General features: G+C 41.0%; 20 protein-coding genes and 1 tRNA gene. 5 read left to right on the top strand and 16 right to left on the bottom strand.

Annotated features, from left to right (window positions below; genetic code table 11):
- The first annotated feature begins 49 nt into the window (after positions 1-49).
- Positions 50-1,300, top strand: a complete 1,251-nt coding sequence (locus tag HW120_RS01230) for an ABC transporter permease (protein ID WP_177730070.1) — start codon at positions 50-52, stop codon at positions 1,298-1,300.
- Between the two features lie 67 nt (positions 1,301-1,367).
- Here the strand turns inward: HW120_RS01230 and fabD are convergent, their stop codons facing one another.
- The 7 genes from fabD to HW120_RS01195 form a co-directional block, all read right to left on the bottom strand.
- A complete protein-coding gene (fabD, locus tag HW120_RS01225) occupies positions 1,368-2,243 on the bottom strand; it encodes an ACP S-malonyltransferase (RefSeq protein ID WP_177730069.1) in 876 nt (291 codons plus the stop codon).
- A 171-nt stretch (positions 2,244-2,414) separates the two neighbouring features.
- Positions 2,415-2,945, bottom strand: coding sequence for a YceI family protein (locus HW120_RS01220; RefSeq protein WP_177730068.1), 531 nt, complete (start codon positions 2,943-2,945; stop codon positions 2,415-2,417).
- A gap of 48 nt (positions 2,946-2,993) precedes the next feature.
- Positions 2,994-3,716 (bottom strand): pirin family protein, encoded by a 723-nt coding sequence (locus HW120_RS01215; protein WP_218618744.1) that lies wholly within the window; start codon positions 3,714-3,716, stop codon positions 2,994-2,996.
- Between the two features lie 265 nt (positions 3,717-3,981).
- Positions 3,982-4,557: a Crp/Fnr family transcriptional regulator gene (locus HW120_RS01210; protein ID WP_177730066.1), complete on the bottom strand. Its 576-nt coding sequence runs from the start codon at positions 4,555-4,557 to the stop codon at positions 3,982-3,984.
- Positions 4,558-4,560: 3 nt separating this feature from the next.
- Positions 4,561-5,727: a formate-dependent phosphoribosylglycinamide formyltransferase gene (gene purT / locus HW120_RS01205; RefSeq protein WP_177730065.1), complete on the bottom strand. Its 1,167-nt coding sequence runs from the start codon at positions 5,725-5,727 to the stop codon at positions 4,561-4,563.
- A 177-nt stretch (positions 5,728-5,904) separates the two neighbouring features.
- The gene (locus HW120_RS01200) at positions 5,905-7,107 is read right to left on the bottom strand and encodes a pyridoxal phosphate-dependent aminotransferase (RefSeq protein ID WP_177730064.1); all 1,203 of its coding nucleotides are present in this window, start codon (positions 7,105-7,107) and stop codon (positions 5,905-5,907) included.
- 43 nt (positions 7,108-7,150) lie between these two features.
- Positions 7,151-8,245, bottom strand: coding sequence for a fatty acid desaturase family protein (locus tag HW120_RS01195; RefSeq protein WP_177730063.1), 1,095 nt, complete (start codon positions 8,243-8,245; stop codon positions 7,151-7,153).
- 116 nt (positions 8,246-8,361) lie between these two features.
- Here HW120_RS01195 and rsmG point away from each other — a divergent pair, with 116 nt between their 5' ends.
- On the top strand, positions 8,362-8,991 hold the full coding sequence (gene rsmG / locus HW120_RS01190; protein WP_177730062.1) for a 16S rRNA (guanine(527)-N(7))-methyltransferase RsmG: 630 nt from the start codon (positions 8,362-8,364) through the stop codon (positions 8,989-8,991).
- 57 nt (positions 8,992-9,048) lie between these two features.
- Here rsmG and pruA read toward each other — a convergent pair whose 3' ends face one another.
- From pruA to map, 5 genes are all read right to left on the bottom strand, one after another.
- On the bottom strand, positions 9,049-10,674 hold the full coding sequence (pruA, locus tag HW120_RS01185; protein ID WP_177730061.1) for an L-glutamate gamma-semialdehyde dehydrogenase: 1,626 nt from the start codon (positions 10,672-10,674) through the stop codon (positions 9,049-9,051).
- A gap of 104 nt (positions 10,675-10,778) precedes the next feature.
- Positions 10,779-11,165 (bottom strand): Co2+/Mg2+ efflux protein ApaG, encoded by a 387-nt coding sequence (apaG, locus tag HW120_RS01180; RefSeq protein ID WP_177730060.1) that lies wholly within the window; start codon positions 11,163-11,165, stop codon positions 10,779-10,781.
- Between the two features lie 78 nt (positions 11,166-11,243).
- Positions 11,244-12,509, bottom strand: coding sequence for a type IX secretion system plug protein (locus HW120_RS01175; RefSeq protein WP_177730059.1), 1,266 nt, complete (start codon positions 12,507-12,509; stop codon positions 11,244-11,246).
- A 79-nt stretch (positions 12,510-12,588) separates the two neighbouring features.
- Positions 12,589-13,353: a class I SAM-dependent methyltransferase gene (locus HW120_RS01170; RefSeq protein WP_177730058.1), complete on the bottom strand. Its 765-nt coding sequence runs from the start codon at positions 13,351-13,353 to the stop codon at positions 12,589-12,591.
- 62 nt (positions 13,354-13,415) lie between these two features.
- A complete protein-coding gene (gene map / locus HW120_RS01165) occupies positions 13,416-14,234 on the bottom strand; it encodes a type I methionyl aminopeptidase (RefSeq protein WP_177730057.1) in 819 nt (272 codons plus the stop codon).
- 125 nt (positions 14,235-14,359) lie between these two features.
- Between map and HW120_RS01160 the strand changes: the two genes are divergently transcribed.
- On the top strand, positions 14,360-15,634 hold the full coding sequence (locus HW120_RS01160; RefSeq protein ID WP_177730056.1) for an acetyl-CoA hydrolase/transferase family protein: 1,275 nt from the start codon (positions 14,360-14,362) through the stop codon (positions 15,632-15,634).
- A gap of 35 nt (positions 15,635-15,669) precedes the next feature.
- Here the strand turns inward: HW120_RS01160 and gpmI are convergent, their stop codons facing one another.
- On the bottom strand, positions 15,670-17,202 hold the full coding sequence (gene gpmI, locus HW120_RS01155; RefSeq protein WP_177730055.1) for a 2,3-bisphosphoglycerate-independent phosphoglycerate mutase: 1,533 nt from the start codon (positions 17,200-17,202) through the stop codon (positions 15,670-15,672).
- A complete protein-coding gene (locus HW120_RS01150; RefSeq protein WP_177730054.1) occupies positions 17,199-19,628 on the bottom strand; it encodes a DUF5916 domain-containing protein in 2,430 nt (809 codons plus the stop codon). The genes gpmI and HW120_RS01150 overlap by 4 nt, the downstream gene beginning before the upstream one ends.
- Before the next feature lie 201 nt (positions 19,629-19,829).
- Here HW120_RS01150 and HW120_RS01145 point away from each other — a divergent pair, with 201 nt between their 5' ends.
- Complete coding sequence (locus tag HW120_RS01145) at positions 19,830-20,540, top strand: murein L,D-transpeptidase catalytic domain family protein (protein WP_177736116.1); 711 nt, start codon at positions 19,830-19,832, stop codon at positions 20,538-20,540.
- Here the strand turns inward: HW120_RS01145 and HW120_RS01140 are convergent.
- Both HW120_RS01140 and HW120_RS01135 read right to left on the bottom strand, forming a co-directional pair.
- Positions 20,529-22,121 carry a L,D-transpeptidase family protein gene (locus tag HW120_RS01140; RefSeq protein WP_177730053.1) on the bottom strand — a complete coding sequence of 531 codons (1,593 nt, stop codon included), beginning with the start codon at positions 22,119-22,121 and terminating at the stop codon, positions 20,529-20,531. The genes HW120_RS01145 and HW120_RS01140 overlap by 12 nt on opposite strands.
- A 46-nt stretch (positions 22,122-22,167) precedes the next feature.
- Positions 22,168-22,623 (bottom strand): GNAT family N-acetyltransferase, encoded by a 456-nt coding sequence (locus HW120_RS01135; RefSeq protein ID WP_177730052.1) that lies wholly within the window; start codon positions 22,621-22,623, stop codon positions 22,168-22,170.
- Between the two features lie 170 nt (positions 22,624-22,793).
- Between HW120_RS01135 and HW120_RS01130 the strand changes: the two genes are divergently transcribed.
- A tRNA-Gly gene (locus HW120_RS01130) sits at positions 22,794-22,869 on the top strand.
- Positions 22,870-22,900 lie beyond the last annotated feature (31 nt).

Raw genomic sequence — 22,900 nt, 5'->3', positions numbered from 1 at the left:
GGATATTATTGAAAAAATAAAGAATTTTACAAAAGTCAAAACAGACACTATGCTTTTATATTTAAGACTGTTAAAAGAAAGCCTGAGTTTTGCACTCAATGCTTTGCGAAATAATAAGCTGAGAACCTTATTGTCCCTGTTAGGGGTGACCATAGGGATTTTCTCGATTATTGCAGTTTTGGCGGCTGTGGATTCTATGGACCGGAAAATTAAGAATGATTTAAGCGGTTTGGATAAGAACACGGTTTATTTAATGCGTTTTTCTTTCGGGCCTACAGATATCCCGCAATGGAAACGCGAGCAGTTTCCGGATGTTACCTACGAAGAGTTTGATTATTTAAAGCGTTCGCTGAAAGAGATGGACAAAATTTCGTTCAATCTTTTTACCCGTGCCGAAAATATTAAATATGAATCGAACACCGTTAGCGGCATCAGTATTAATCCGTGTACAAACGAGTTTGTCGATATTGAAAAATTAAAATTTGCCAAAGGAAGATTTTTTACCGAATCGGAATCCAACTCCGGAACACCGGTCATCATTATCGGAAGTGAAGTGGCGGCGGGTTTGTTTAACGGTATCGATCCTTTGGGTAAAAAGATCCGCTTATACGGACAGCGGTTCACGGTAATCGGAGTTCTGGATAAAGAAGGAGCCAGTACGTTCGGGAAAAGTAAAGACATTTCCGCTTTTTTACCGGTAAACTTCCTGAGAAGACTGTATGGCGATAACAGCGATATGCTAACGCCTGCCATTCTTATCCGTCCTAAAAAAGGAGTGGATATTGATGCGTTTAAAGGAGAGCTTACGCAGAAACTGCGAACATTCCGCGGTTTAAAAACCAGTGAAATTGACAATTTCTTTATCAATGTATTGTCCGGTTTCACGGATTTTATTGATAGTATTGTCGGGCAGATGAATGTCGTGGGCTGGATTATCAGTGGATTCTCGCTATTGGTTGGCGGTTTCGGAATTGCGAATATCATGTTTGTTTCCGTAAAAGAACGAACGAACCTGATCGGGATTCAAAAAGCATTGGGCGCTAAAAACCGTTTTATATTATTCCAGTTTTTGTTTGAAGCCATTATCCTTTCCGTTATCGGCGGATTGGTAGGGATGCTGTTGGTCTGGATAATCGCAATGGTGATGTCCAAGGTTCTGGATTTTGAATTTGTCCTGGGATTCTGGAATATTCTCATCGGAACCTCCTTAGCCGCTTTTATCGGTTTGATCTCCGGGATTATTCCGGCTATATCCGCATCAAAATTAGATCCGGTAGAGGCCATCAGAAGTGGAATGTAATAAAAAATACAGCTATAAAAAATCCGGAAGCATTGCTTCCGGATTTTTGTTTTATATAAGGTGCAGACTATGCAGAAGCGGTAGCCACCTCTTTATTGATTTTATTTACCAATCCGATCAATACTTTTCCGGGACCTACTTCTGTAAAAGAAGTGGCACCGTCAGCAATCATCTGTTGTACGGACTGTGTCCATTTTACCGGAGCGGTTAACTGAATGATCAGGTTCTTTTTAATTTCGTCCGGATTTGATACGGCATTGGCAGGAACGTTTTGATAAACCGGGCAAATCGGATTTGAAAACGTTGTCGCTTCAATCGCTGCCGCCAGTTCTTCACGGGCCGGTTCCATCATTGGCGAGTGGAAAGCACCACCAACCGGTAAGATCAATGCGCGTTTTGCGCCGGCTTCTTTCATTGCCTCACAGGCTTTTTCAACCGCTTTTAATTCTCCTGAAATAACTAACTGCCCCGGGCAGTTATAGTTGGCAGCCACTACGATACCGTCAATAGCCGCGCAAACGTCTTCCACAACTTTATCTTCAAGACCTAAAACAGCAGCCATAGTAGATGGTGTGATCTCGCAGGCTTTTTGCATGGCTAAAGCACGTTGGGAAACTAATTTCAGGCCATCTTCAAAAGAAAGCGCTCCGTTAGCGACCAAAGCAGAAAATTCACCAAGAGAATGTCCGGCAACCATTTCCGGTTTAAAATCGGCTCCTAATGTTTTTGCTAAGATAACCGAATGTAAAAAAACTGCCGGCTGTGTTACTTTGGTTTCTTTTAATTCTTCGGCAGTTCCTTCAAACATAATGTCGGTAATGCGGAAGCCTAATATCTCGTTTGCTTTTTCAAATAATTCCTTTGCTAATGCTGAATTTTCATATAAATCTTTACCCATTCCGGTGAATTGGGCACCCTGACCCGGAAATACATATGCTTTCATATACTATTCTTTGTTGGTTTTGTTTGTTTATTGTCCGGACAAAAATAGTACTTTTTAGATTAAGATAATGCGGGTTGCTTTGCTGACTGCCGGTTTGTAAAAAAAATATCCCTGGAATTCATTGGAATTCCAGGGATAACTTACTTAACCAAAAAAATAATGATTACCAGATTATTGTTTTAATAATTGTAATTCTATATTCAAACGAACATCGTCACTCACTAAAACACCACCGGTTTCCAGTGCAGAGTTCCAGTTTAGCCCCCAGTCTTTACGGCTTATTTTTCCGCTAATGTTTAAACCGGCTTTTGTATTGCCCCATGGATCTTTCATCAATCCGCTGAATTCTACCGGAAGGGTTACAAATTTTGTAACACCTCTTAAACTTAAATCACCGGATAATTCATAGTTCTCATCATCAACTTTTGAAAAAGAAGAGGCTTTGAACGTTAATTTCGGGTGGTTTTCCGCATCGAAAAAGTCAGCACTTTTCAGGTGGTTGTCTCTGTCGGTGTTACGGGTGTCTACAGAATTAACATCTGCTGTAAAGCTAATGTTTGCATTTTCAAAATTGTCATCTTCAGTAGTGATGGTTGCCTCATAGTTTTCGAATTTTCCGGAGACATTTGTAAACATCATGTGTTTAACTTTAAAACCAATTTCGGAGTGTGTCGGGTCAATTGCCCATTTTGTTGTTGCCATAATAATGTTTTTTTAAATTATTGAAATAATATGTTGTTTTTGTTTTATTTACAGGTTCATGTTCATCGGAACATCCATCAATAAGAATTCAGCATCGGTGGCAGCCTTAATGTTAACGCTGTCAATATCCCAGATACCAAAACCGTCTCTGGTGTTTAGTTCCTGTCCGTTTACGGTAAGGCTTCCTTTCAGTACAAAAACATACAAACCGTTGCCTTCTTTTTTTATACGGTATTGGGCTTCGGTATTCTGGTCAAATTTTCCCATGTGAAACCAGGCATCCTGATGGATCCATACACCGGCATCGTCAGGGTTAGGCGAAAGGATCTGCTGTAATTTATTGTGTCTTTCTTCTTCGTTTAAAGCAATCTGGTCATAGCGCGGACTAACATTCTTTTTGTTCGGGAATACCCAGATCTGTAAAAATTTTACTTCTTTATCGCTGTTTTTATTGTATTCGCTGTGTTTTACACCGGTTCCGGCACTCATGACCTGGATATCACCTTTTTTAATAACGGTTTTGTTACCCATGCTGTCCTGGTGTTCCAGGTCGCCTTCGAGCGGGATACTGATAATTTCCATATTGTCATGCGGATGCGTTCCAAAGCCCATTCCGGCTGCAACAGTATCGTCATTCAATACTCTCAGTACTCCGAAGTTTACTCTTTCGGGATTGAAATAATTTGCGAAGCTAAAAGTGTGATAACTTTGTAGCCATCCGTGATTAGCGTTGCCACGGGTATCTGCTTTGTGTAATACTATATTTTCCATGATCTTTGAGTTTGTGTTTTGAATATGATTGAATCCTATTGTTTCTTCTGTATTTGAAAGGGCTTCTTTTGCCAGTGCCGATCCGGTGATAACTGCTCCGGTACCTAATAAACTTTTTCTGATAAAATCTTTTCTATTCATAACGGTTATTTTGATATGTCAAAGATACAACCACTTGAAACAGAATGTACTTAACCTAGATTAAGAAATAATTATCCCCGTTAGTGTTTGAAAACTAACGGGGATATATGTAGTAAGCGAGGTGCTATTTTTTGAGCATCCGGGCTTTCATTTTGCTGAAAAATTCCGGCGTTACTCCTATATAGGATGCAATTTGCTTTTGCGGAAGGCAGTGGATCAGGTCGGGGTGCTTTTTAGTGAACTTGTCATAACGGGCCTCGGCTGTAAAGCTGAGGTTGTCAATGAGTCGCTGCTGGTTTGCCACAAGTGAGTTCCCGATCAGGATTCTGAAAAAGCGCTCTATTTTAGGGACTTTATCGTAAAGAAGCTCCTGATTTTCTTTGGATAGCAGTATTACTTCGGCATCTTCATTGGTTTCAATAAAGAGCTGTCCGGGACGCTGTGATAAAAAACTGTACATGTCGGCTATCCACCAGCCCGGTGAGGCAAAACTCACCACGTGTTCCACACCGTTTTCATCCACGGTATAACTGCGCAGGATGCCATGGGTCACAAAATAGGAATACAGGCATACTTCTCCTTCTTTTAATAAGACCGTTTTTGCTTTATAGCTTTTCGATTCGGTTAACGACAACAGCAATTCCTGCTCTTCCGGTGATAGCGAAACATGTTTGGCAATATTGGTAAGGAGAAGATTCATTATTTAGGCATTTACGGTTACTAATGCGGCTGTTTTTTTAGCTCTGTCGGTAATTTCCTCTATAGCGGTATCGGTAGTGTCACTGGTGAGTACAACTCCCATTCTCCGGTAAGGTCTTGAGGTTGGTTTGCCAAAGATTCGGAAATCGGTTTTGGGTAAAGCAGCAACCTGTTCAATTCCGGTGTAACCGGGTTTTTCAGAATTTTCGGTTGCTAAAATTACGGCACTGGCACCATTTTTTTCCAAAGTAATTTCGGCAATCGGTAAGCTTAAAATAGCACGCAAATGAAGTTCGAATTCATTGAAGTTTTGCGTTCCGGCTAAAGTTACCATTCCGGTATCGTGCGGACGAGGGGAAAGTTCTGAGAAATATACGCCTTCGTCGGTCAGGAAAAATTCCACACCAAATAATCCGGCGCCACCCAAAGCTGCGGTCACTTTTCCGGCCATATCCTGTGCTTCGGCTATGTCTTTATCGGAAACACGTGCCGGCTGCCAGCTTTCCTGATAGTCGCCGCGTTCCTGGCGGTGCCCGATTGGTGCACAGAATAGCGTAGGGTTGTTGTTCTGGGTTACGGTTAATAAGGTAATTTCCGAATGGAAGTTTACAAAAGCCTCTACGATTACTTCAACCACATCACCACGGGAACCTTCCACGGCATATTGCCAGGCTTTTTCAATATCTGCTTCCGATTTGATGGTGGACTGTCCTTTGCCGGATGACGACATTAAGGGTTTTACCACACATGGGATTCCGATTTCTGAAACGGCTTTTTGCAATGTTTCGGCTGAGGTTGCATAACGGTAGTTGGCGGTTCGCAGTCCCAGGTCTTTAGCGGCCAGGTCACGGATCGCTTTTCTGTTCATTGTAAAGTTTGCTGCTTTGGCAGACGGAACAACCTGTATACCCTGTTTTTCATAATCGTAAAAACGTTCGGTACGGATGGCTTCAATTTCCGGAACAATAAAATCCGGATTGTGTTTGGCAACGATACGGTCTAAAGCGTCACCGTCCAGCATGTTGATCACTTCAAAACCGTGGGCTACCTGCATAGCGGGGGCGTTTTCATAACTGTCTACTGCAATTACGGTCTGGCCGATGCGCTGTGCGGCGATAACAAATTCTTTTCCTAATTCTCCGGAACCGAGTAATAGTATTTTCTTATTCATTGTGTTGTGTTATGGTTTTAATAGTTTGTTTTCGGGTTAGTCCGGCAGCCACCGGCCGGGTGAAGGCGGTGCCTGTATTGCAAAGGTGAAAAATACGATAATTATCACGAATTTAAAAAGCAGGACCGGACTACAGGGATAGTAAAAAAAAGCCCCAGGAAAACCTGAGGCGTACATTTATGCTAAAACTTCGGAAGATGCTACCGCCTCTTTAATTCGGCGCAGCGCTTCTTTTAGTAGATCTTCACTTGTTGCGTAAGAGAAACGGATGCAGTTCGGGTTTCCGAAAGCATCACCGGTTACCGTTGCCACATTGGCTTCCGATAAAAGGTACATGGAGAAATCATCGGCATTGTTGATCTGGATTCCTTTTAATGTTTTTCCGAAAAATGCGGAAACATCAGGGAAAACATAAAAAGCACCTTCCGGAACATTGATTTTCATTCCCGGAATTTCTTTAATCAGCCCTACTACTAAATCTCTTCTGCTGTGGAAAGCCTGTACCATGTGTTTTAGTACGGAAGGATCGGCATCTACTGCCGCGATGGTAGCGCGTTGTGCAATAGTATTGGCACCGCTGGTTACCTGGCCTTGCATTTTGGTGCAGGCTTTGGCGATGAATTCCGGTGCTCCGATATAACCGATTCTCCATCCGGTCATGGCAAATGCTTTGGCCACACCGTTAACGGTTATGGTTCTGTCTAACATACCCGGGATAGAAGCAATACTGCAATAGGTCCCTGTAAAATTGATGTGCTCATAAATTTCATCGGCAACAACATAAATGGAAGGATGTTTTTCCAATACCGCTGCTAATGCGGTAAGTTCTTCTCTGCTGTAAACGGAACCGCTTGGGTTGCAGGGAGAGCTGTACCATACCATTTTTGTAGCAGGTGTGATCGCTGCTTCCAGTTGCTCCGGAGTAATTTTGAAATCGTTTTCAATACTTGTCGGAACTTCTACCGGAATACCTCCGGACATTTTGATGATCTCATAATAGCTAACCCAGTAAGGAGCCGGAAGGATGATTTCATCACCCGGATTGATCATTACCTGGGCAATGTTGTATAACGATTGTTTTGCTCCGGTTGAAACTACAATTTGTGACGGTTTATAGTCTAAATTATTATCTCTTTTGAATTTTCTACAAATGGCTTCTTTTAAGTCTAAATAACCTTCCACAGGAGGGTAATTGCTGTAATTGTCGTGAATAGCCTGAATGGCAGCTTCTTTAATAAAATCAGGAGTATTGAAATCGGGTTCACCCAAACTTAAACTGATAATATCTTTTCCTTCAGCTTTTAATTCTCTGGCTTTTGCAGCCATAGCTAAAGTTTGTGAGGTCGATAAATTATTAATTCTATCTGAAAGCGGATTCATAAAAAAAGGTTTGTTGTTAAAAATTGTGTTTTAGTAGTATCGTTTAAGCAGTAGCGGGTTTTTGCCCCATTTCTTTTAAATGTCTGAAGTGGGAAACAATCGCCATGCGCATGCTTTTAAATTCATAATACGGTAAGTTGCATTCCTCGGCCGTTTGTTTTACAATTTCACCAATCTTGCTGTAATGAATGTGACTGATGTTTGGAAAAATATGGTGTTCAATCTGGTGGTTCAATCCACCGGTGTACCAGTTTACAATTCTGTTTTTAGGCGCAAAGTTAGCGGTAGTGTACAATTGGTGCACAGCCCAGGTATTTTCCAATTCTCCGTTTTCGTCCGGTTGCGGATGCTGGGTGTCTTCTACTACGTGTGCCAGCTGGAATACCACACTAAGGATTAATCCGGCGGTATAGTGCATGATGAAGAAGCCAAGCAGTACTTCCCACCATACAATGCCTAAAATAATAGGCAGGATGATCCAGATGGAAAAGTAAATGATTTTTGTAATTACCAGAGTTGTCCACAATTTAAAAGGACTTGGGAATTCGCCATAAGACAGTTTTCTTTTGATATAACGTCTCATTTGTTTGAAATCGGTAGTAATGGCCCAGTTAAACGTTAGTAATCCGTAAAGGAAAATAGAGTAGTAGTGCTGGAATTTATGTGCCGGTGACCATTCTGCGTGTTTGGTAAAACGAATGATTCTTCCCGCTTCCAGATCTTCATCGTGTCCGTGGATGTTGGTGTACGTGTGGTGCAATACATTGTGCTGTACCTGCCAGTTGTAAACATTTCCGGCAAGGATATACATACTGCCGCCCATTATTTTATTCAGCCATGGTTTGGAAGAATAGGAACCGTGATTCCCGTCGTGCATCACATTCATTCCAACGCCTGCCATCCCGATGCCCATTACAATGGTCATTAAAAGATGGATCCATAACGGCATGCTTATGGTTAAAATCAGGAAATACGGAGCAAAGAAAAGACTGAACATGATCAGTGTTTTTAAATGCAGCTTCCAGTTGCCTGTTTTTTTGATATTATTTTCCTTAAAATAATCATTAACTCTCTTATTTAGTGTCCTGAAAAATTTTAAACTATCGGTTTTGGAAAAAAGCGGAGTCTGTTTTATCATAAGTTTATTAAAATGCAAAATTTTCGCTCAAAGGTAATTATTAATCAATTTGCAATAGGTTAAAAATGCAAAAAAAACTACCATAAAATGTTTACTTTTGCATAAAATTTAGAATAATGCAGGATATTGTAAAGTATTTTCCTAACCTTACCGAAAATCAGGTATTTCAGTTTCAGCAATTGGAAGGATTGTATCAGGATTGGAATGCCAAAATTAACGTGATTTCCAGAAAAGATATTGAAGAACTCTATGTAAAACACGTGCTTCATTCTTTAGGGATCGCTAAGATTCAGGAGTTTAAGCCGGGTTCCAAGATCATGGATGTGGGAACCGGAGGTGGATTTCCGGGGATTCCTCTGGCGATATTGTATCCGGAAGTAGATTTCTATCTGATCGATGTAATTGCCAAAAAAATCCGTGTGGTTAATGAAGTTGCGGCAGCCCTGGGATTGAAAAATGTGAAAGCAGAACAAAAGCGTGCAGAGCTGGTAAATGAAGACTTCGATTTTATTGTGAGCCGTGCGGTGACCAATATGCCTGATTTTGTAAAATGGGTAAAAGATAAGATTGCCAAAAAGCAGCAGCACGAGCTGAAAAACGGTATCCTTTATTTAAAAGGAGGCGATCTGACCGAAGAGCTGCAGGATTTTCCAAAAGCGACACAATATGATTTGTCGGACTTTTTTGAGGATCCGTTTTTTGAAACGAAAAAGGTGGTTCACCTTCCGTTGAAGTATAAAGTGTAATACCATCAGTAATAAAAAAAGGTCCGTTATATAACGGACCTTTTTTGTTGTATACTGTTATCCTAAGAACGGATATTTATAATCTGTTGGCGGAACAAATGTTTCCTTGATTGTTCTTGGTGATACCCAACGAATCAGGTTCAATACCGAACCGGCTTTGTCGTTAGTTCCCGAACCTCTTGCACCTCCAAACGGTTGTTGTCCTACAACAGCTCCGGTTGGTTTGTCGTTGATATAGAAGTTTCCGGCTGCATTTTCCAACGCTTTGGTTGCTTCTTCAATAGCATAACGATCCTGGCTGAAAATAGCTCCTGTTAAAGCATATTCAGAAGTTCCGTCTACTAAAGCAAGTGTTTCTTCCCATTTAGCGTCTTCGTAAACGTAGATGGTTAAAACAGGTCCGAATAATTCGGTTTCCATGGTTTTGTATTTCGGGTTGGTTGTTACGATAACGGTTGGCTCAATGAAGTACCCTACAGATTTATCATAATTACCTCCGGCAATAATTTCAGCATCGCTGTCTTTTTTAGCCTGGTCAATAAAACCGGCTAATTTATCGAAAGAGCTTTCAGAAATAACAGCAGAAACGAAGTTGGAAGGATCTTCCGGCGATCCCATTTTCATGGATGCTAAATCGGCTACTAGAACTTCTTTGATGGCCGGCCATAACGATTTTGGTAAGTAAGCTCTTGAAGCAGCAGAACATTTTTGTCCCTGGTATTCGAAAGCACCTCTTGATAAAGCGGTAGCCACTTGTGCCGGAATAGCAGAAGGGTGTGCCAGAACGAAATCTTTTCCTCCGGTTTCTCCTACGATTCTTGGATATGTTTTGTATTTGCTGATGTTTTGTCCGATCTTAGCCCACATGTCGTTGAATACGCCTGTAGAACCTGTAAAGTGAATACCGGCAAAATCAGGACTTGCCAATAACGTATCGGAAATCATCGCTGAGTTTCCATACACTACGTTGATAACACCATCCGGTAAACCAGCTTGTTTGAATACCTCAACAATTACATTTGCCGAGTAGATTTGTGTTGCACTTGGTTTCCAAACCACAACGTTCCCCATTAATGCCGGAGAAGCAGGAAGGTTACCGGCGATAGCCGTAAAGTTAAACGGAGTGATCGCATATACGAATCCTTCTAACGGACGGTGCTCCAAACGGTTCCAGATACCTTCAGAAGAGATAGGCTGTTCTGCATATACCTGTGTCATGAACTGAACGTTGAAACGTAAAAAGTCGATTAATTCGCAAGCAGAATCAATTTCTGCCTGGTGAACCGTTTTTGCCTGAGCAATCATGGTTGCTGCATTGATTTTTGCACGGTAAGGACCTGCTAATAAATCGGCAGCTTTTAAGAAAATAGACGCTCTGTGTTCCCATGAAAGGGCAGCCCATTTTTTCTTAGCTTCCAAAGCAGTTGTAATCGCTTTTTCAATATGCTCTTTTTCTGCTTCGTGGTATTGTCCTACGATATGTTTGTGGTCGAATGGAGGCGTTAGGTTTTTTGTTTTTCCTGTACGGATTTCTTCTCCGCCAATATATAAAGGTACATCAACATTTGCGCTGTACATTTTTTTGAAAGTAGCTAAAACTGCCTCTCTTTCCGGAGTACCGGGAGCATAAGATTTAACGGGTTCGTTAACTGCTTTTGGTACATTGTATATTCCTTTTGGCATAATAATCTGTATTTTGTATTGATCAAATTTTTCGCGTAGCGAAGATACAAAATATTCACTAAAAAGGATTTTTTTGTTGTGTTAATGCTTTGATAAATTATCGGTTAGTTCAGCGCGAAAGGGGCACTCAGCCGGAATGTAGGAATAATGACACGGAAACTTCTGGTCGTTGTAAAATTGACCATATTAAAATAACCGCGCATTGCGCCAAATGGCGATGAAAGAAGGCAGCCGGAGCTGTAAGTGTGTTTTTCTCCCGGTTTTAAAACCGGTTTTTTACCAATAACACCTTCGCCGTCTACAATTTCAATATCGTTTAACGAATCGTATATTTCCCAGTGGCGGGAGTTTAACTGTACGGAGTCTTTGCTCTGGTTTTCAATCGTGATCTCATAACTAAAGGCAAAGTGAATTTTGTAGTTTTTGAAGTATGTACCTTCAAAACTAGTCAAGACGGAAATTTTTATGCCTCTCGTTATTTGTGAAACCATATTTTCGATTGCTTTTTAAAAGAAATAAGTCCAAAAATAATAAATATTTGTATCTATTATGTTAAATTTAAAACTTTTTTAGTTAGTGATATTTTCTGAAGTAGCAAATCCACGTCCGATGATTTTGTCATAACGGTCGTTGTTTCCGCGGTAATATACAATTACAAAGTAGTTGTTTTCGGTTTGGTAAAAATTGCCGTCAAAAGCATTTTCATTGTCTACTTTTCCTTTGGCATCCACCGTTACATACTGGTAGTTGACAAACCCCTGCTTGAGCAGCATGGCTTTTTCATAAACCCCTTTTTCGGTATTAAAATCCATTTTGTTTTCTGAAGACAGGGCATAGTTGTTAAACATACCGTTTACATAAATATCTTTTCTGGTCAATGTGGTTTGCGGTATCAGGGTGAAATATACCCAGGCATAATCCGCTTCCGTTTCCCCATTGTCTGAATTGATGTTGCGAATGTAAAAGCTGCCGTTAATATCCGGATTATAGGTATATGGCCTGTCGGCTCTCGAAGAATTGGCATACAAAAGAGAATTGTAAATTTCTCCGGAAGTTACTTTGCCCACATTGTTTCCGGGATTTCGGATGTCTTTGTTGTCAAAATATAAAAACTCATTTCCGCCCCAGAATTGTGTTTCCTTGTTATAACGGTAAATCAGGTCGGAACCTAAAGTGTATTGCGGTTTGATATTCATGATGGCATTGTCCCATCTTCCGTTTTGCAATAGTGCTACTTTGACATTCTGTATCGGATTTTGCAGGTTGTTATCGCCCATTTTAATGGTGAAATCCATATTCTGCTTTTTCTCAATTGTCGCCAGGTCACGGGAACGTTTTATTTGCAGCGGTACGCTCACGGTTTCTTCATAAATGATAAAGCGTCTTGAAAAAACCAGTTCCTGGTTGTCGTTAAAAATCTTAACCATATAGTTACCGGTTAGTAAAATACGGTTAAAACGGTTGGGGAATGCCTGTTTGTAATGGGAATAGATCTGTAAGGTATTAAAGGAGTTCTGATAGGTCATAATCCTTTGGTTGTCCATGCCCTGCAAATATTCAGACTTTGCCAGTATCGTAGGCGTCCAGTCGTAATTGTATTGCGTGATGGTGTAATAATAGTCGGCTTCATTGCCAAACAAATCGTCAAACTGGAGTTCAAAAGTATCGCCCAGACGAAACATCGGAATCGTGTTGGCGCCGCTTTGTACAAAGGAAATCGTTTTAATGTTGAATGGCGGATTTACTTCGGTTTCAACCTGTGAAAAAGCAGAAACAGTACTTAGAAATACACAATATAGCAGCGTTAAGATTCGTAGTTTTGTATGAAATAGCATAGTCTGTTGAAATTGTCTGAAAGGTAAAGATAATCAATTCTCCTAAAACAATTCATACAACTATTGTTCCAAAAAGCTTTTATTTATAGCAAACCGGAATAATTTCACCTTTGGCCAGGCAATAGCGTTCTACTAGATCGGGTGCAATTTTTTGGGTGTAATCTTCTTCCACAACGGTAAAACCAATGTTTCTTAACTTGTCGAAATAATCCCTTCCGTAAACGCGAACGTGGTCGTACTGTCCGAAGATACGGGCACGTTCTTTAGGATCGGTAATGGAATCGTCTTCAAAAGTTTCGGCTCTCGATAAATCCTGCGGGATTTGAAAAATGCCCATGCCGCCCGGTTTTAAAACACGGTATAATTCCTGCATGGCTTTGGTGTCGTCCGGAATGTGTTCCAAAACGTGATTGCACAATATCAGATCATACGAATTGTCTGCAAAAGGCAGGTTGCAGATGTCGGCCTTTACATCGGCTAACGGCGATAATAAATCGGTAGTGGTATATTCCAGGTTTTTCTGGTTCCGGAATAATTTGTAGAAAGCCTGCTCCGGAGCAAAGTGCAGTACTTTTTTGGGAGCGGTAAAGAAATCGGTTTCATTTTTTAAATACAACCACAATAAACGGTGTCTTTCCAGTGAAAGCGTACTGGGAGAAAGAACATTGTTGCGCTGCGTGCCGTAACCGTACGGAAGGAATGTTCTGAAACTTTTCCCGTCTATAGGATCGGTAAACGCATTTCCTTTTAAGGCTAAAGCCAAAACAGGTCGTGCAACATAACTCAACCTTATTAATAAAGGTCTTGGGATGGTATTCAGGATAAATTTGAAAGCGGATTTCATTTACAGATTTTTGAAATACAAACGCTGCAATTTTTAGGGATTACAGCGTTTGCACTTTATATTTAGAGTACTAAAGCTTCTTTTCTAAATTCTTTTTCTTCATCAGATTGAATGCCTAAAACCTGATAAATATATTCGAAAGTGGATAATAATTCCGGTTTCCCGTCCACGATAGCCACATTGTGTTCAAAGTGAGCACTTGGTTTTCCATCGCGGGTAACAATCGTCCATCCGTCTTTTAAATGTTTGATGTTTTTGGTACCCATGTTAATCATCGGTTCAATAGCTACAACCATTCCTTCTATAAAAAGTTTACCGCGGCCTCTTTTTCCGTAGTTTGGCATTTCCGGTTCTTCGTGCATTTTTTTGCCTAAACCGTGACCTACCAATTCACGAACCACTCCGTAGCCATGTGCTTCGGTGTATTTCTGAATGGCATTTCCAACGTCTTCCACGCGGTTCCCGATTTTGAATTCACGGATACCAACATATAAGGATTCTTTGGTTACCTGAAGTAACTTTTTCGTTTCGGGAGCTACCTCGCCAATCTCGAAAGTATAGGCATGGTCACCATAAAATTCATTTTTAATAGCACCACAATCTACCGAAACAATGTCGCCTTCCTGGATTGGTCTGTCGGTTGGTAAACCGTGAACAATCTGGTCGTTAACACTTGTCAGTAAGGTGGAAGGACAGCCGTATAATCCCAGAAATCCGGGAATCCCCTGATGGTCTCTGATGAATGTTTCGGCTAATTTATCAAGTTGAAGCGTGGTAATACCAGGTTTGATTTCACTGGCAATCATTCCTAAGGTCTTAGAAACCAATAGGGCACTCTCTCGCATTAATTCTATTTCTTCTCTTGTTTTGGGAATAATCATAACATTGAATTTCAAACCGCAAAAGTACAACATTCTGTTGATTATTCATTAATTGAAATTTCCACATGAGTTTCGTCATATTTTCGTAACTTATGTGGGTTTAATTTTACATAAAAATTAGAGGTATGAGTAAATATGTTTCTGCAGCAGAAGCTGTAAAGATTATAAGGTCGAATGACAGAATTTATGTACAGGCAGCGGCTGCAACGCCCACTGTTTTAACAAAGGCACTGGCCGAAAGAGCCTCCGAACTGAAAAACGTTGAAGTATGCCATTTGCATACGGAAGGAGAAGCTCCTTATGCAAATCCGGAACTGGCGGAAAGTTTTCATGTGAATTCCTTTTTTATCGGTCAGAATGTACGGCACACTTTGGCGGCCGGAAACGGTTCCTATACACCGGTTTTTTTAAGTGAACTGCCGCATTTATTCCGTAAAAAGGTGATTCACCTGGATGTGGCTTTTATCCATGTATCGCCACCGGACAGCCACGGTTATTGCTCTTTGGGTGTTTCGGTAGAAGCGACTATGGCGGCAATTGAAAACTCCAAAACGGTTATCGCACAGGTCAACCCGAACATGCCGAGAACTTTTGGCGACGGAATCCTGCATATTTCCGAAATTGATTACCTGGTTGAGGTAAATGAGGTGATTCACGGGCACGGTTCGAAAGAGATCAGCCCAGTGGAAGCAAAAATCGGGGAATTGGTTGCCGGATTGATCGAAGATGAAAGTACACTTCAAATGGGAATTGGTTCCATTCCGAATGCCGTTTTAGCGAAACTCGTAAACCATAAAAATTTAGGATTGCACACCGAAATGTTTTCCGACGGGGTAATTGACCTGATCGAAAATGACGTGATCAATTGTAATTATAAAGGAGTAAACCGCGGAAGGGCTCTGGCTACTTTTTTAATCGGTTCCCAGCGTTTGTATGATTTTGTAGATGACAATCCGTTTATTGAAATGCGGGAATCGTCTTATGTGAATGACACGTCTGTTATTCGCAGAAATCCCAAAATGATAGCGATTAACTCGGCGATAGAAGTGGATGCTACCGGTCAGGTTTGTGCCGATTCGATCGGGGCGAAAATGTATTCCGGTGTGGGCGGACAGATGGACTTTGTGCGGGGAGCCTCTTTAAGTAAAGGCGGAAAAGCCATTATTGCGCTGCCATCGGTTACCAAAAGAGGGGAAAGCCGTATTGTGCCGTATCTGAAACAGGGTGCGGGAGTGGTAACAACACGTTCACATGTACAGTATATCGTAACGGAATACGGAATTGCCGATCTATATGGGAAAACATTAAAGCAGCGTGTTCAGGAGCTGCTTCGGATTGCGCATCCGGATCATCAGGAATGGATCGAGAAATCGTATTATGACATCAGTCGTTTTAAATAAAAAAAAGCTCCGGATAAGGAGCTTTTTTTATGGGTTTATTTTTCAAAAGGTCTTAAAAGAGAGTGCTGTGTCATGACAGCCGGTTTTTCAATACCCATTAATTCTAAAATAGTAGGAGCCAAGTCGCCTAAAATTCCGTTATCGATATATTTCAGGTCTTTGTCCACTAAAATAATCGGAACCGGATTTGTTGTATGGGCGGTGTTTGGCGTGCCGTCCGGGTTGATCATGGTTTCACAATTTCCGTGGTCGGCAATAACAATCGTGGTATAATTGTTTTCCAAAGCGGTCTCAATAACTTCTTTTACGCAAATGTCAACCGCTTCACAGGCTTTGATTGCTGCTTCCATAACACCGGTATGGCCTACCATATCGCCGTTGGCAAAGTTCAGGCAAACAAAATCCACGTCGCCTTTTTTAAGTTCCGGAATCAGGGCATCTTTTAAGTCAAAAGCGCTCATTTCGGGTTTTAAATCATAGGTGGCTACCTTTGGCGACGGACATAACAGGCGGCTTTCTCCAACAAAAGGAGCTTCGCGCCCGCCGGAAAAGAAGAAGGTAACGTGCGGGTATTTTTCGGTTTCGGCGATACGGATCTGTTTTTTACCGTTTTTCTCCAGTACTTCTCCCAGTGTTTCGGTGATGTTGTCTTTGTCGTAAATCACATGAACATTCTGGTAGGTATCATCATAGTTTGTCATGGTTACATAATACAGATCCAGTTTGTGCATGTTTTGCTCGTGCAGGTCTTTCTGCGATAAAGCTTCGGTTAGCTGACGGCCTCTGTCGGTTCTGAAATTAAAGAAAATCACAACATCCCCGTTTGCTATTGTGGCAACCGGCTGCTGATTGTTGTCCACAACAACTATCGGTTCAATAAATTCATCGGTAATATTGTTGTGGTAACTGGCCAGTACACTCGAAACAGGATTTTGGGTAGGAACACCTTTTCCGTTTACGATCAGGTCATAGGCAAGTTTAATACGCTCCCATCTTTTGTCACGATCCATGGCGTAGTAACGGCCAACAACCGAAGCCAGGCGGGCCGATGATTTGTGAAGGTAGTTTTCTAGGTCTTCTATATAGTGTACCCCCGATTTTGGATCAACATCACGTCCGTCGGTAAAAGCATGTACAAAAACATCTTTCAGTCCGAAATCCTGAGCCGCATCCAATAAGCCTTTCAGGTGTGAAGTGTGGGAATGCACCCCGCCATCAGAGAGCAGTCCTAAAAAGTGTACTTTTTTATTGTTGTTTCTGGCGTATTCAAAAGCATCCCGTAAAACCTTTTCGTTGTTTAATGTTTTGTTTTGTACCGCCAGGTTAATTTTTGCCAGGTCCTGGTAAATGATCCTTCCGGCACCCAGATTCATGTGACCCACTTCGGAGTTGCCCATTTGTCCTTCGGGTAAGCCTACATTTAAGCCGTCCGTTCGCAGGGAAGCATTTGGATATTGGGTATAAAGACTATCTATAAAAGGAGTATTGGCATTGTCAATTGCAGAAACTTTTGGGTCGGGAGATTTTCCCCAACCGTCCAAAATCATTAAAATTACTTTCTTTTTCATGTTTTAAACCATTTTTTTGCATTGTTGTAATCAATGTAGTAACGAAAACTAATTGAAAATGTGTTGTTTAGATTATTGCTTAAAGTGTTGTCTAAATTATCAATAATATTTTTATTTAAGTGCTTTTCGTTGTGAATTGCATTATTCCGGTAAAGAACCGAAAGCTGGCTGCCGGGTGCGAACCACCAGGAGTAGGATAAATCGAAATTCCAGATTTTAAAATTGGAGTTTTTGTCCTCGTTATAACCGGGATTGGGTGTGAAATGTCCGTCGTTTGTCAGTGAAAGAAAATTCAGGTTTTCGGCATACGACCAATAGTAACGGGCTTTCAGGTTGAAGGTCATTTTGTTGTTAAGCGAAAATTTCCCAACGATGGTATTTTCAATGGTATTCCGGTTTCTGTTGGCAAAAATAATCGCATCCTCATCAAAATCTACCCAGCCTTTATCGTCATTCTGACGGGTCCAGTCAATAGCGTAAACCAGGGTTAGTTTGTCGTTAAAACGATAACGCGGACTCAGGCGGATGCCATAGGTATGCCTTTTGTCCTGATCGAAAAGATCGAGGTAAATATTGGCATCCAAGGCAAAAGGGTAGTTGTAATTGGAAGAAATATCAAGCCACGTACTGAAATATCTGGGATTGTACACAAAACGTCCTTCCCGGCGCGGCTGGTAAAAATCGTAGGTTTCAAAAGGAGATAAGCCTAGGCCTCCGCCGATATAATGATTTTTTTTACTGTCGGAATCCAGGGTCAGCTCAAACGTAGCTTCCTGCAAACGGCCGGTGGTATTCTGGATTTCGATATAATTAATCGTACTTATCTTGAAAGAATTAAAGGTGGTGTTCGGATTCAGGATACGGTAATTCCCGTTCACATAAAAGTTGTGGTAATTGGTTTCAAAAATGATTCCCATATCATTAATATCGTAGTCTTTCGAGATATAGGTAGTGTTGGCACTAAAACGGTATTTGCCGCTGGTTTTACTAAAGTTCAGATAGGTGGTATACCCGTTTTGCGGTTTTTCGGCAGTGTTGAGATGGCTGTATTTTGCGTTTCCGGCAAGGTTGTAAGTATTGGCTTTGGTGTTGAGGTCGAACAGTACTGCCGATACATTTGCATCCCGGAAATTTCCGTTGCGAAGCACGCTGGTATTCACCAGGGATACAGAGGAATTTTTCCGGAATCGCTGGTCCAGTACCAGGATATTATAGTTCGTTAACGGTTCGACAACTTCAGTCCGGGTAGCCCCGGTAACGGTATTCCGGACGGTGGCTTCGGTTTTTTCGGTAATGGCATTCATCACGCCTATGCCCAGTCCTTTGGATGTTCTTCCGGAAAGTTTTAAGGCATTCAGTAAATTAACCCTGCCCGGAAAATGGGTGACTTCCTCGTCTTCAGTGGTGGTTGGAGTAGTGGAAGGCTCGCCTCCGATTCTGCGGGAATACAGGAGTTTTCCTTTGTTGAAAAGATCGGTACCTTCCGTAAAGAAAGGGCGGTTTTCGTTGAATTCCTGTTCAAAAGGCCCCAGGTTCAGGATGACATTGTCGAAAGCCGTCTGGCCGAAATCGGGTACCAGAATGGCGTCCAGCGTAAAAGAATCACTGAGCCCGTATTTGATATCCATTCCGGCTTTGAACTCTGTTTTGGTACCGTCATCATTATGGTTCAGATATACGGAAGAATAAGGAATCAGGAACAACCGGGTAGGCGGTTTTATATTGGCAATGCCCTTTAAAATACCGGCCTGCGTGATGGTGGCGCCAATTTTATTGTCAATATGGTTCCAGGTATATTTTTGGCGGTCACGCCGGATTTCCCTGAAAAAGTTCACACCCCAGATCTGGTCTTTCTGTTCGGAAAACCGTATGGCGGCATAAGGAATTTTCATTTCAACTGTCCAGCCAAAGTCGGTAATGCTGACGCTGCTGTGCCAGATGCCGTCCCAGGTATAATCTTCACCGCCTGCGGTGGCAATGCAGTCCAGCTGTGTGCCGGCAGTAGTTACAAAAAAGCGGAAATCCTGCTGCCCGTCGTTATAGCCGTTAATAAAAATACCAAAGAAATCGGAGGTTCCGAATTTGTCCCGTTCGGTAATTTCTTTTACAATTTTGGCAGGATCATCATAAAGCATGGCGCCAATATAGATACCGTCATCGTCATACAATACACGGACTTCGGTGCGTTTTTCCGGACTAACAAGGCTTCCGTTATCGGGCTGATAGGTGATAAAACCGGATGCTATTTCCGCTTGTTCCCATGCGGTTTCCTGCAGCTTTCCGTCAATCGTTACAGCGGAAGAAGACAGCCTTGCATTGAGTATTTTTTTCCGGATTGCAATTTTTTCAAGTTCATTATTTATTTCCTGACCGGAGAGAAAAGTTGTGTTCAGGATAATAAAAATGAATAAAACTGCGTTTTTCATATAGTTTTTCGCATTAAAATTAACAAATGTACTTTTTTGAAGTGTTTTTTGTAAGAATTAGCAAGGTATTAAATGTTAAAATTTAATAAAAAGCGATTAAAATGTTAAAGTTAGCCGATTAATGTCAAAAAAAATTTGGTCGTTTAAAATTTATATATATTTTTGGACTCAACACACAGTAATATAATGAATAGATTATCAATGGTTTACAGAATTTTCCCGGTTTTGTTTCTTTTTTTATTGTCTTTTAAGCCAGTTTCAATCAAGGAAACAGACCCGCCAAAGTTAGTAGCAGCCAATGCGAAAGCCTCATTTGAATTAAAAGTTAAAAGCTTATATACAACCCTGAATACCAAATCCTACTCGATGCCGAAACTGGAAAGTTTTACAAAAGCTTTGGAAGGTTTCTATCAGTTAAAAGAACAAGGCGTTATCAAAAAAGATATTTTGACTTTAATAGATTTTAGTCTGTCCTCCACTCAAAAAAGACTTTGGGTGATTGATATGGCTACGAACACTATCTTACTTCAGTCTGTGGTTTCCCACGGGAAAAACAGCGGAGATGAATTTGCCAACCAGTTTTCCAATGAAACCAATTCGTTCAAAAGTAGTTTAGGATTCTATGCTACCGGAGAAGTTTATCAGGGTAAACACGGAATGTCCCTACGTTTGGACGGACTGGAATATGGCATCAATGACAATGCAAGAAACAGAGCAGTTGTGATGCACGGTGCTGATTATGCTAATGAAAGTTTTATTTCTTCACAAGGAAGACTGGGAAGAAGTCAGGGTTGTCCTGCTGTTCCTGTTGCACTTCACAAGGAAATCATTAACCTGATAAAAGACCAGTCGTGCCTTTTTATCTACCATCCATCACGCAATTACGAAATGAAATCAAAATTAATCTCGTAATTTGCTGTAGAGCTCTAAATCAAGATCGTAAATATCGTTTCTGAATACCAGCCCGTCTTTGTCCATCCATGCTGTCCAGTACAGCTGATGTACAAAGGTGGGCTTTTTCAATACAATGCTCTGCGTTTTATTGGTCGCAATCATTTTATCTACTTTTTCCTTAGTCCAGTTGTTTTCTTCATTATCCAGAATATAGCCGGATAATTTAAAAGGATCCTCCACCCTGATACAGCCCGAACTTAAAGCGCGATTGTTCAGTTTGAAATAATCGCGGTGGTTTGTATCATGCAGATATACCAAATGCTTATTGCTGAAATTAAATTTGATTAATCCCAGGGAGTTGTTGCTGCCCGGTTTTTGTACATAACGGTAGTTGTTCGACTTGTTGGCATTCCAGTCTCCCGGACTCACCACATTGCCTTTCATGTCATATATAGTAATCCCGGTATTGGCAAAATAGTTTCTGTTTTTGCTGGCAGAAGGTGTCAGGTCCTCTTTTAAAATTGTTGGCGGAACGGTCCAGGTAGGATTAATAATCAGATTGCTGAATCGGGACGAAAGTACCGGCGTTCTTCTTTTGGCACGACCAACGACTACGCGGTGATTCTGAACCGTGTCGTTATCTTTGACTACATACAGGTTAAAATCGGGGATGTTGATAATCACATAGCTTTCGCCCAGATCTCTCGGGAACCATCTCCAGCGTTCTAAATTGGCAATAATCTGTTTTTTCCGGGTCGCTTTGGAAAAGTTTAAAGCGCTAACGGTACCTTTTCCGATAACGCCATCGGCTGTTAAACCATGTCGCTTCTGAAATTTTTTGACCGCGCCGGCTGTTTTTTCATCATATACCGATGTAAGCGAATCCTCTTTTTTATAATCACCCCAGTAAGCCAGTCGTTTTTTTATCGTGACCATGGCCGCATTGGTGTCATTCAGCACAATTTTGTCACTCACTACGATGTCTTTAACATTGTCTTTCGGCATGTTTTCAATCTTTTGCAAAGCATCTTTTAAACGCTTGTAAACAATGTGATCGGGCTTTAAAGAATCCAGACTTTCCTCGATGGTATGGTGCTTTAACGCATTTTGCAATTTGGCGTTAAGATTGATCTCTTTCGGATACAAATCCCAGTCGCTGTATAATTTGGTCGGGACAACTTTTCCGTTGTATAAATGATTTGCCAGCTTGTAAAAAACAGCTGTTTGCAGAATATCATTCGTGATCAGCTCTTTTTCAGAAAGGGTTTTGTGACCGGCTTCCTGTTTTTCAATGGAACCAATGGAATAATCGTCCGGATTGAGGCCGTCAAATTCACTGTTTTTAATTGCTGCTGTCAGCGCCTTCCGGTCTTTTTCGATGGTCCAGACCGTTTTGTACAGGTTGTTTTTGTAAAACTGTTTTACTTCTTCAGGATAATCTGCAAAGTAAGCGGTGTCAATAGCGATAGCTTCCGGAAAAGCAAGGGGAGTTACTTTTATGTTATCTTTCTGAATGATTTGTTCGGCAATAACCGCCTTTTCTTTTTTACAGCCGAAAAGGAACATGGGAACCAGTAATAAATAGTAACGATGTAGCATAATTTGTAAAAAATTAATAGTAAGGTACGAAAAATAAACAGCGTTTTTAATCCTGTTTAACGTTTTGTACACATTTTCGCATTACAAAATGCGTGCCGATTGTTGGAATCTCAAATTTTTCTCCCATAACTTCGTAACCCATTTTTTTGTAAAAGGCAACAGCAATTTCCCGTGCATTAAACCAGATAACAGTACCGTCCTGTTCTTTAATATATCTTTCGGCTTCATTTACAAGGCGTTCGCCATATCCTTTCTTTTGAAAATCTTCTAAAACCGCCATTCCGCGAAGCTGATATTGCTCTTTTTCCGGAAAAGCGGCGTTGCTTGTCCTGAATATGGAAACGATTCCGGCTAAAATACTGTTGTTATACAGGCCTAAATGTGTTGTAGTTTCCAAATCATCGCCGTCAAAAAAACAACTTTCAACAGGTTTTCCGGGTCTTAAAACCGGCTGACGAACTGAAAAAGTTGTTTTGGCATCAATCTTTTTTATAAAAACCATAAATTTTCGGTAATCAAAGTATTCCTGAAATAAAACCTAACGTTTTAATAATAAATAATTTATACTATAGATGCAGTAAAACGGGAATAGTTGCTTCAAAAAAACTACTTTTTTTTCAATAAAAAATTTGCATGTAAGGAAATTTATTAGCTATATTTGCACTCACAAATGCGGAAGTAGCTCAGTTGGTAGAGCTCCAGCCTTCCAAGCTGGTTGTCGCGAGTTCGAGCCTCGTCTTCCGCTCCAAAAAACTTGATGGAGTTTTAAAAAACCATTC

This window comes from Flavobacterium inviolabile (assembly GCF_013389455.1).
GTDB classification, from domain to species: domain Bacteria; phylum Bacteroidota; class Bacteroidia; order Flavobacteriales; family Flavobacteriaceae; genus Flavobacterium; species Flavobacterium inviolabile.
This window is presented reverse-complemented; position numbering and strand designations above follow the sequence as displayed.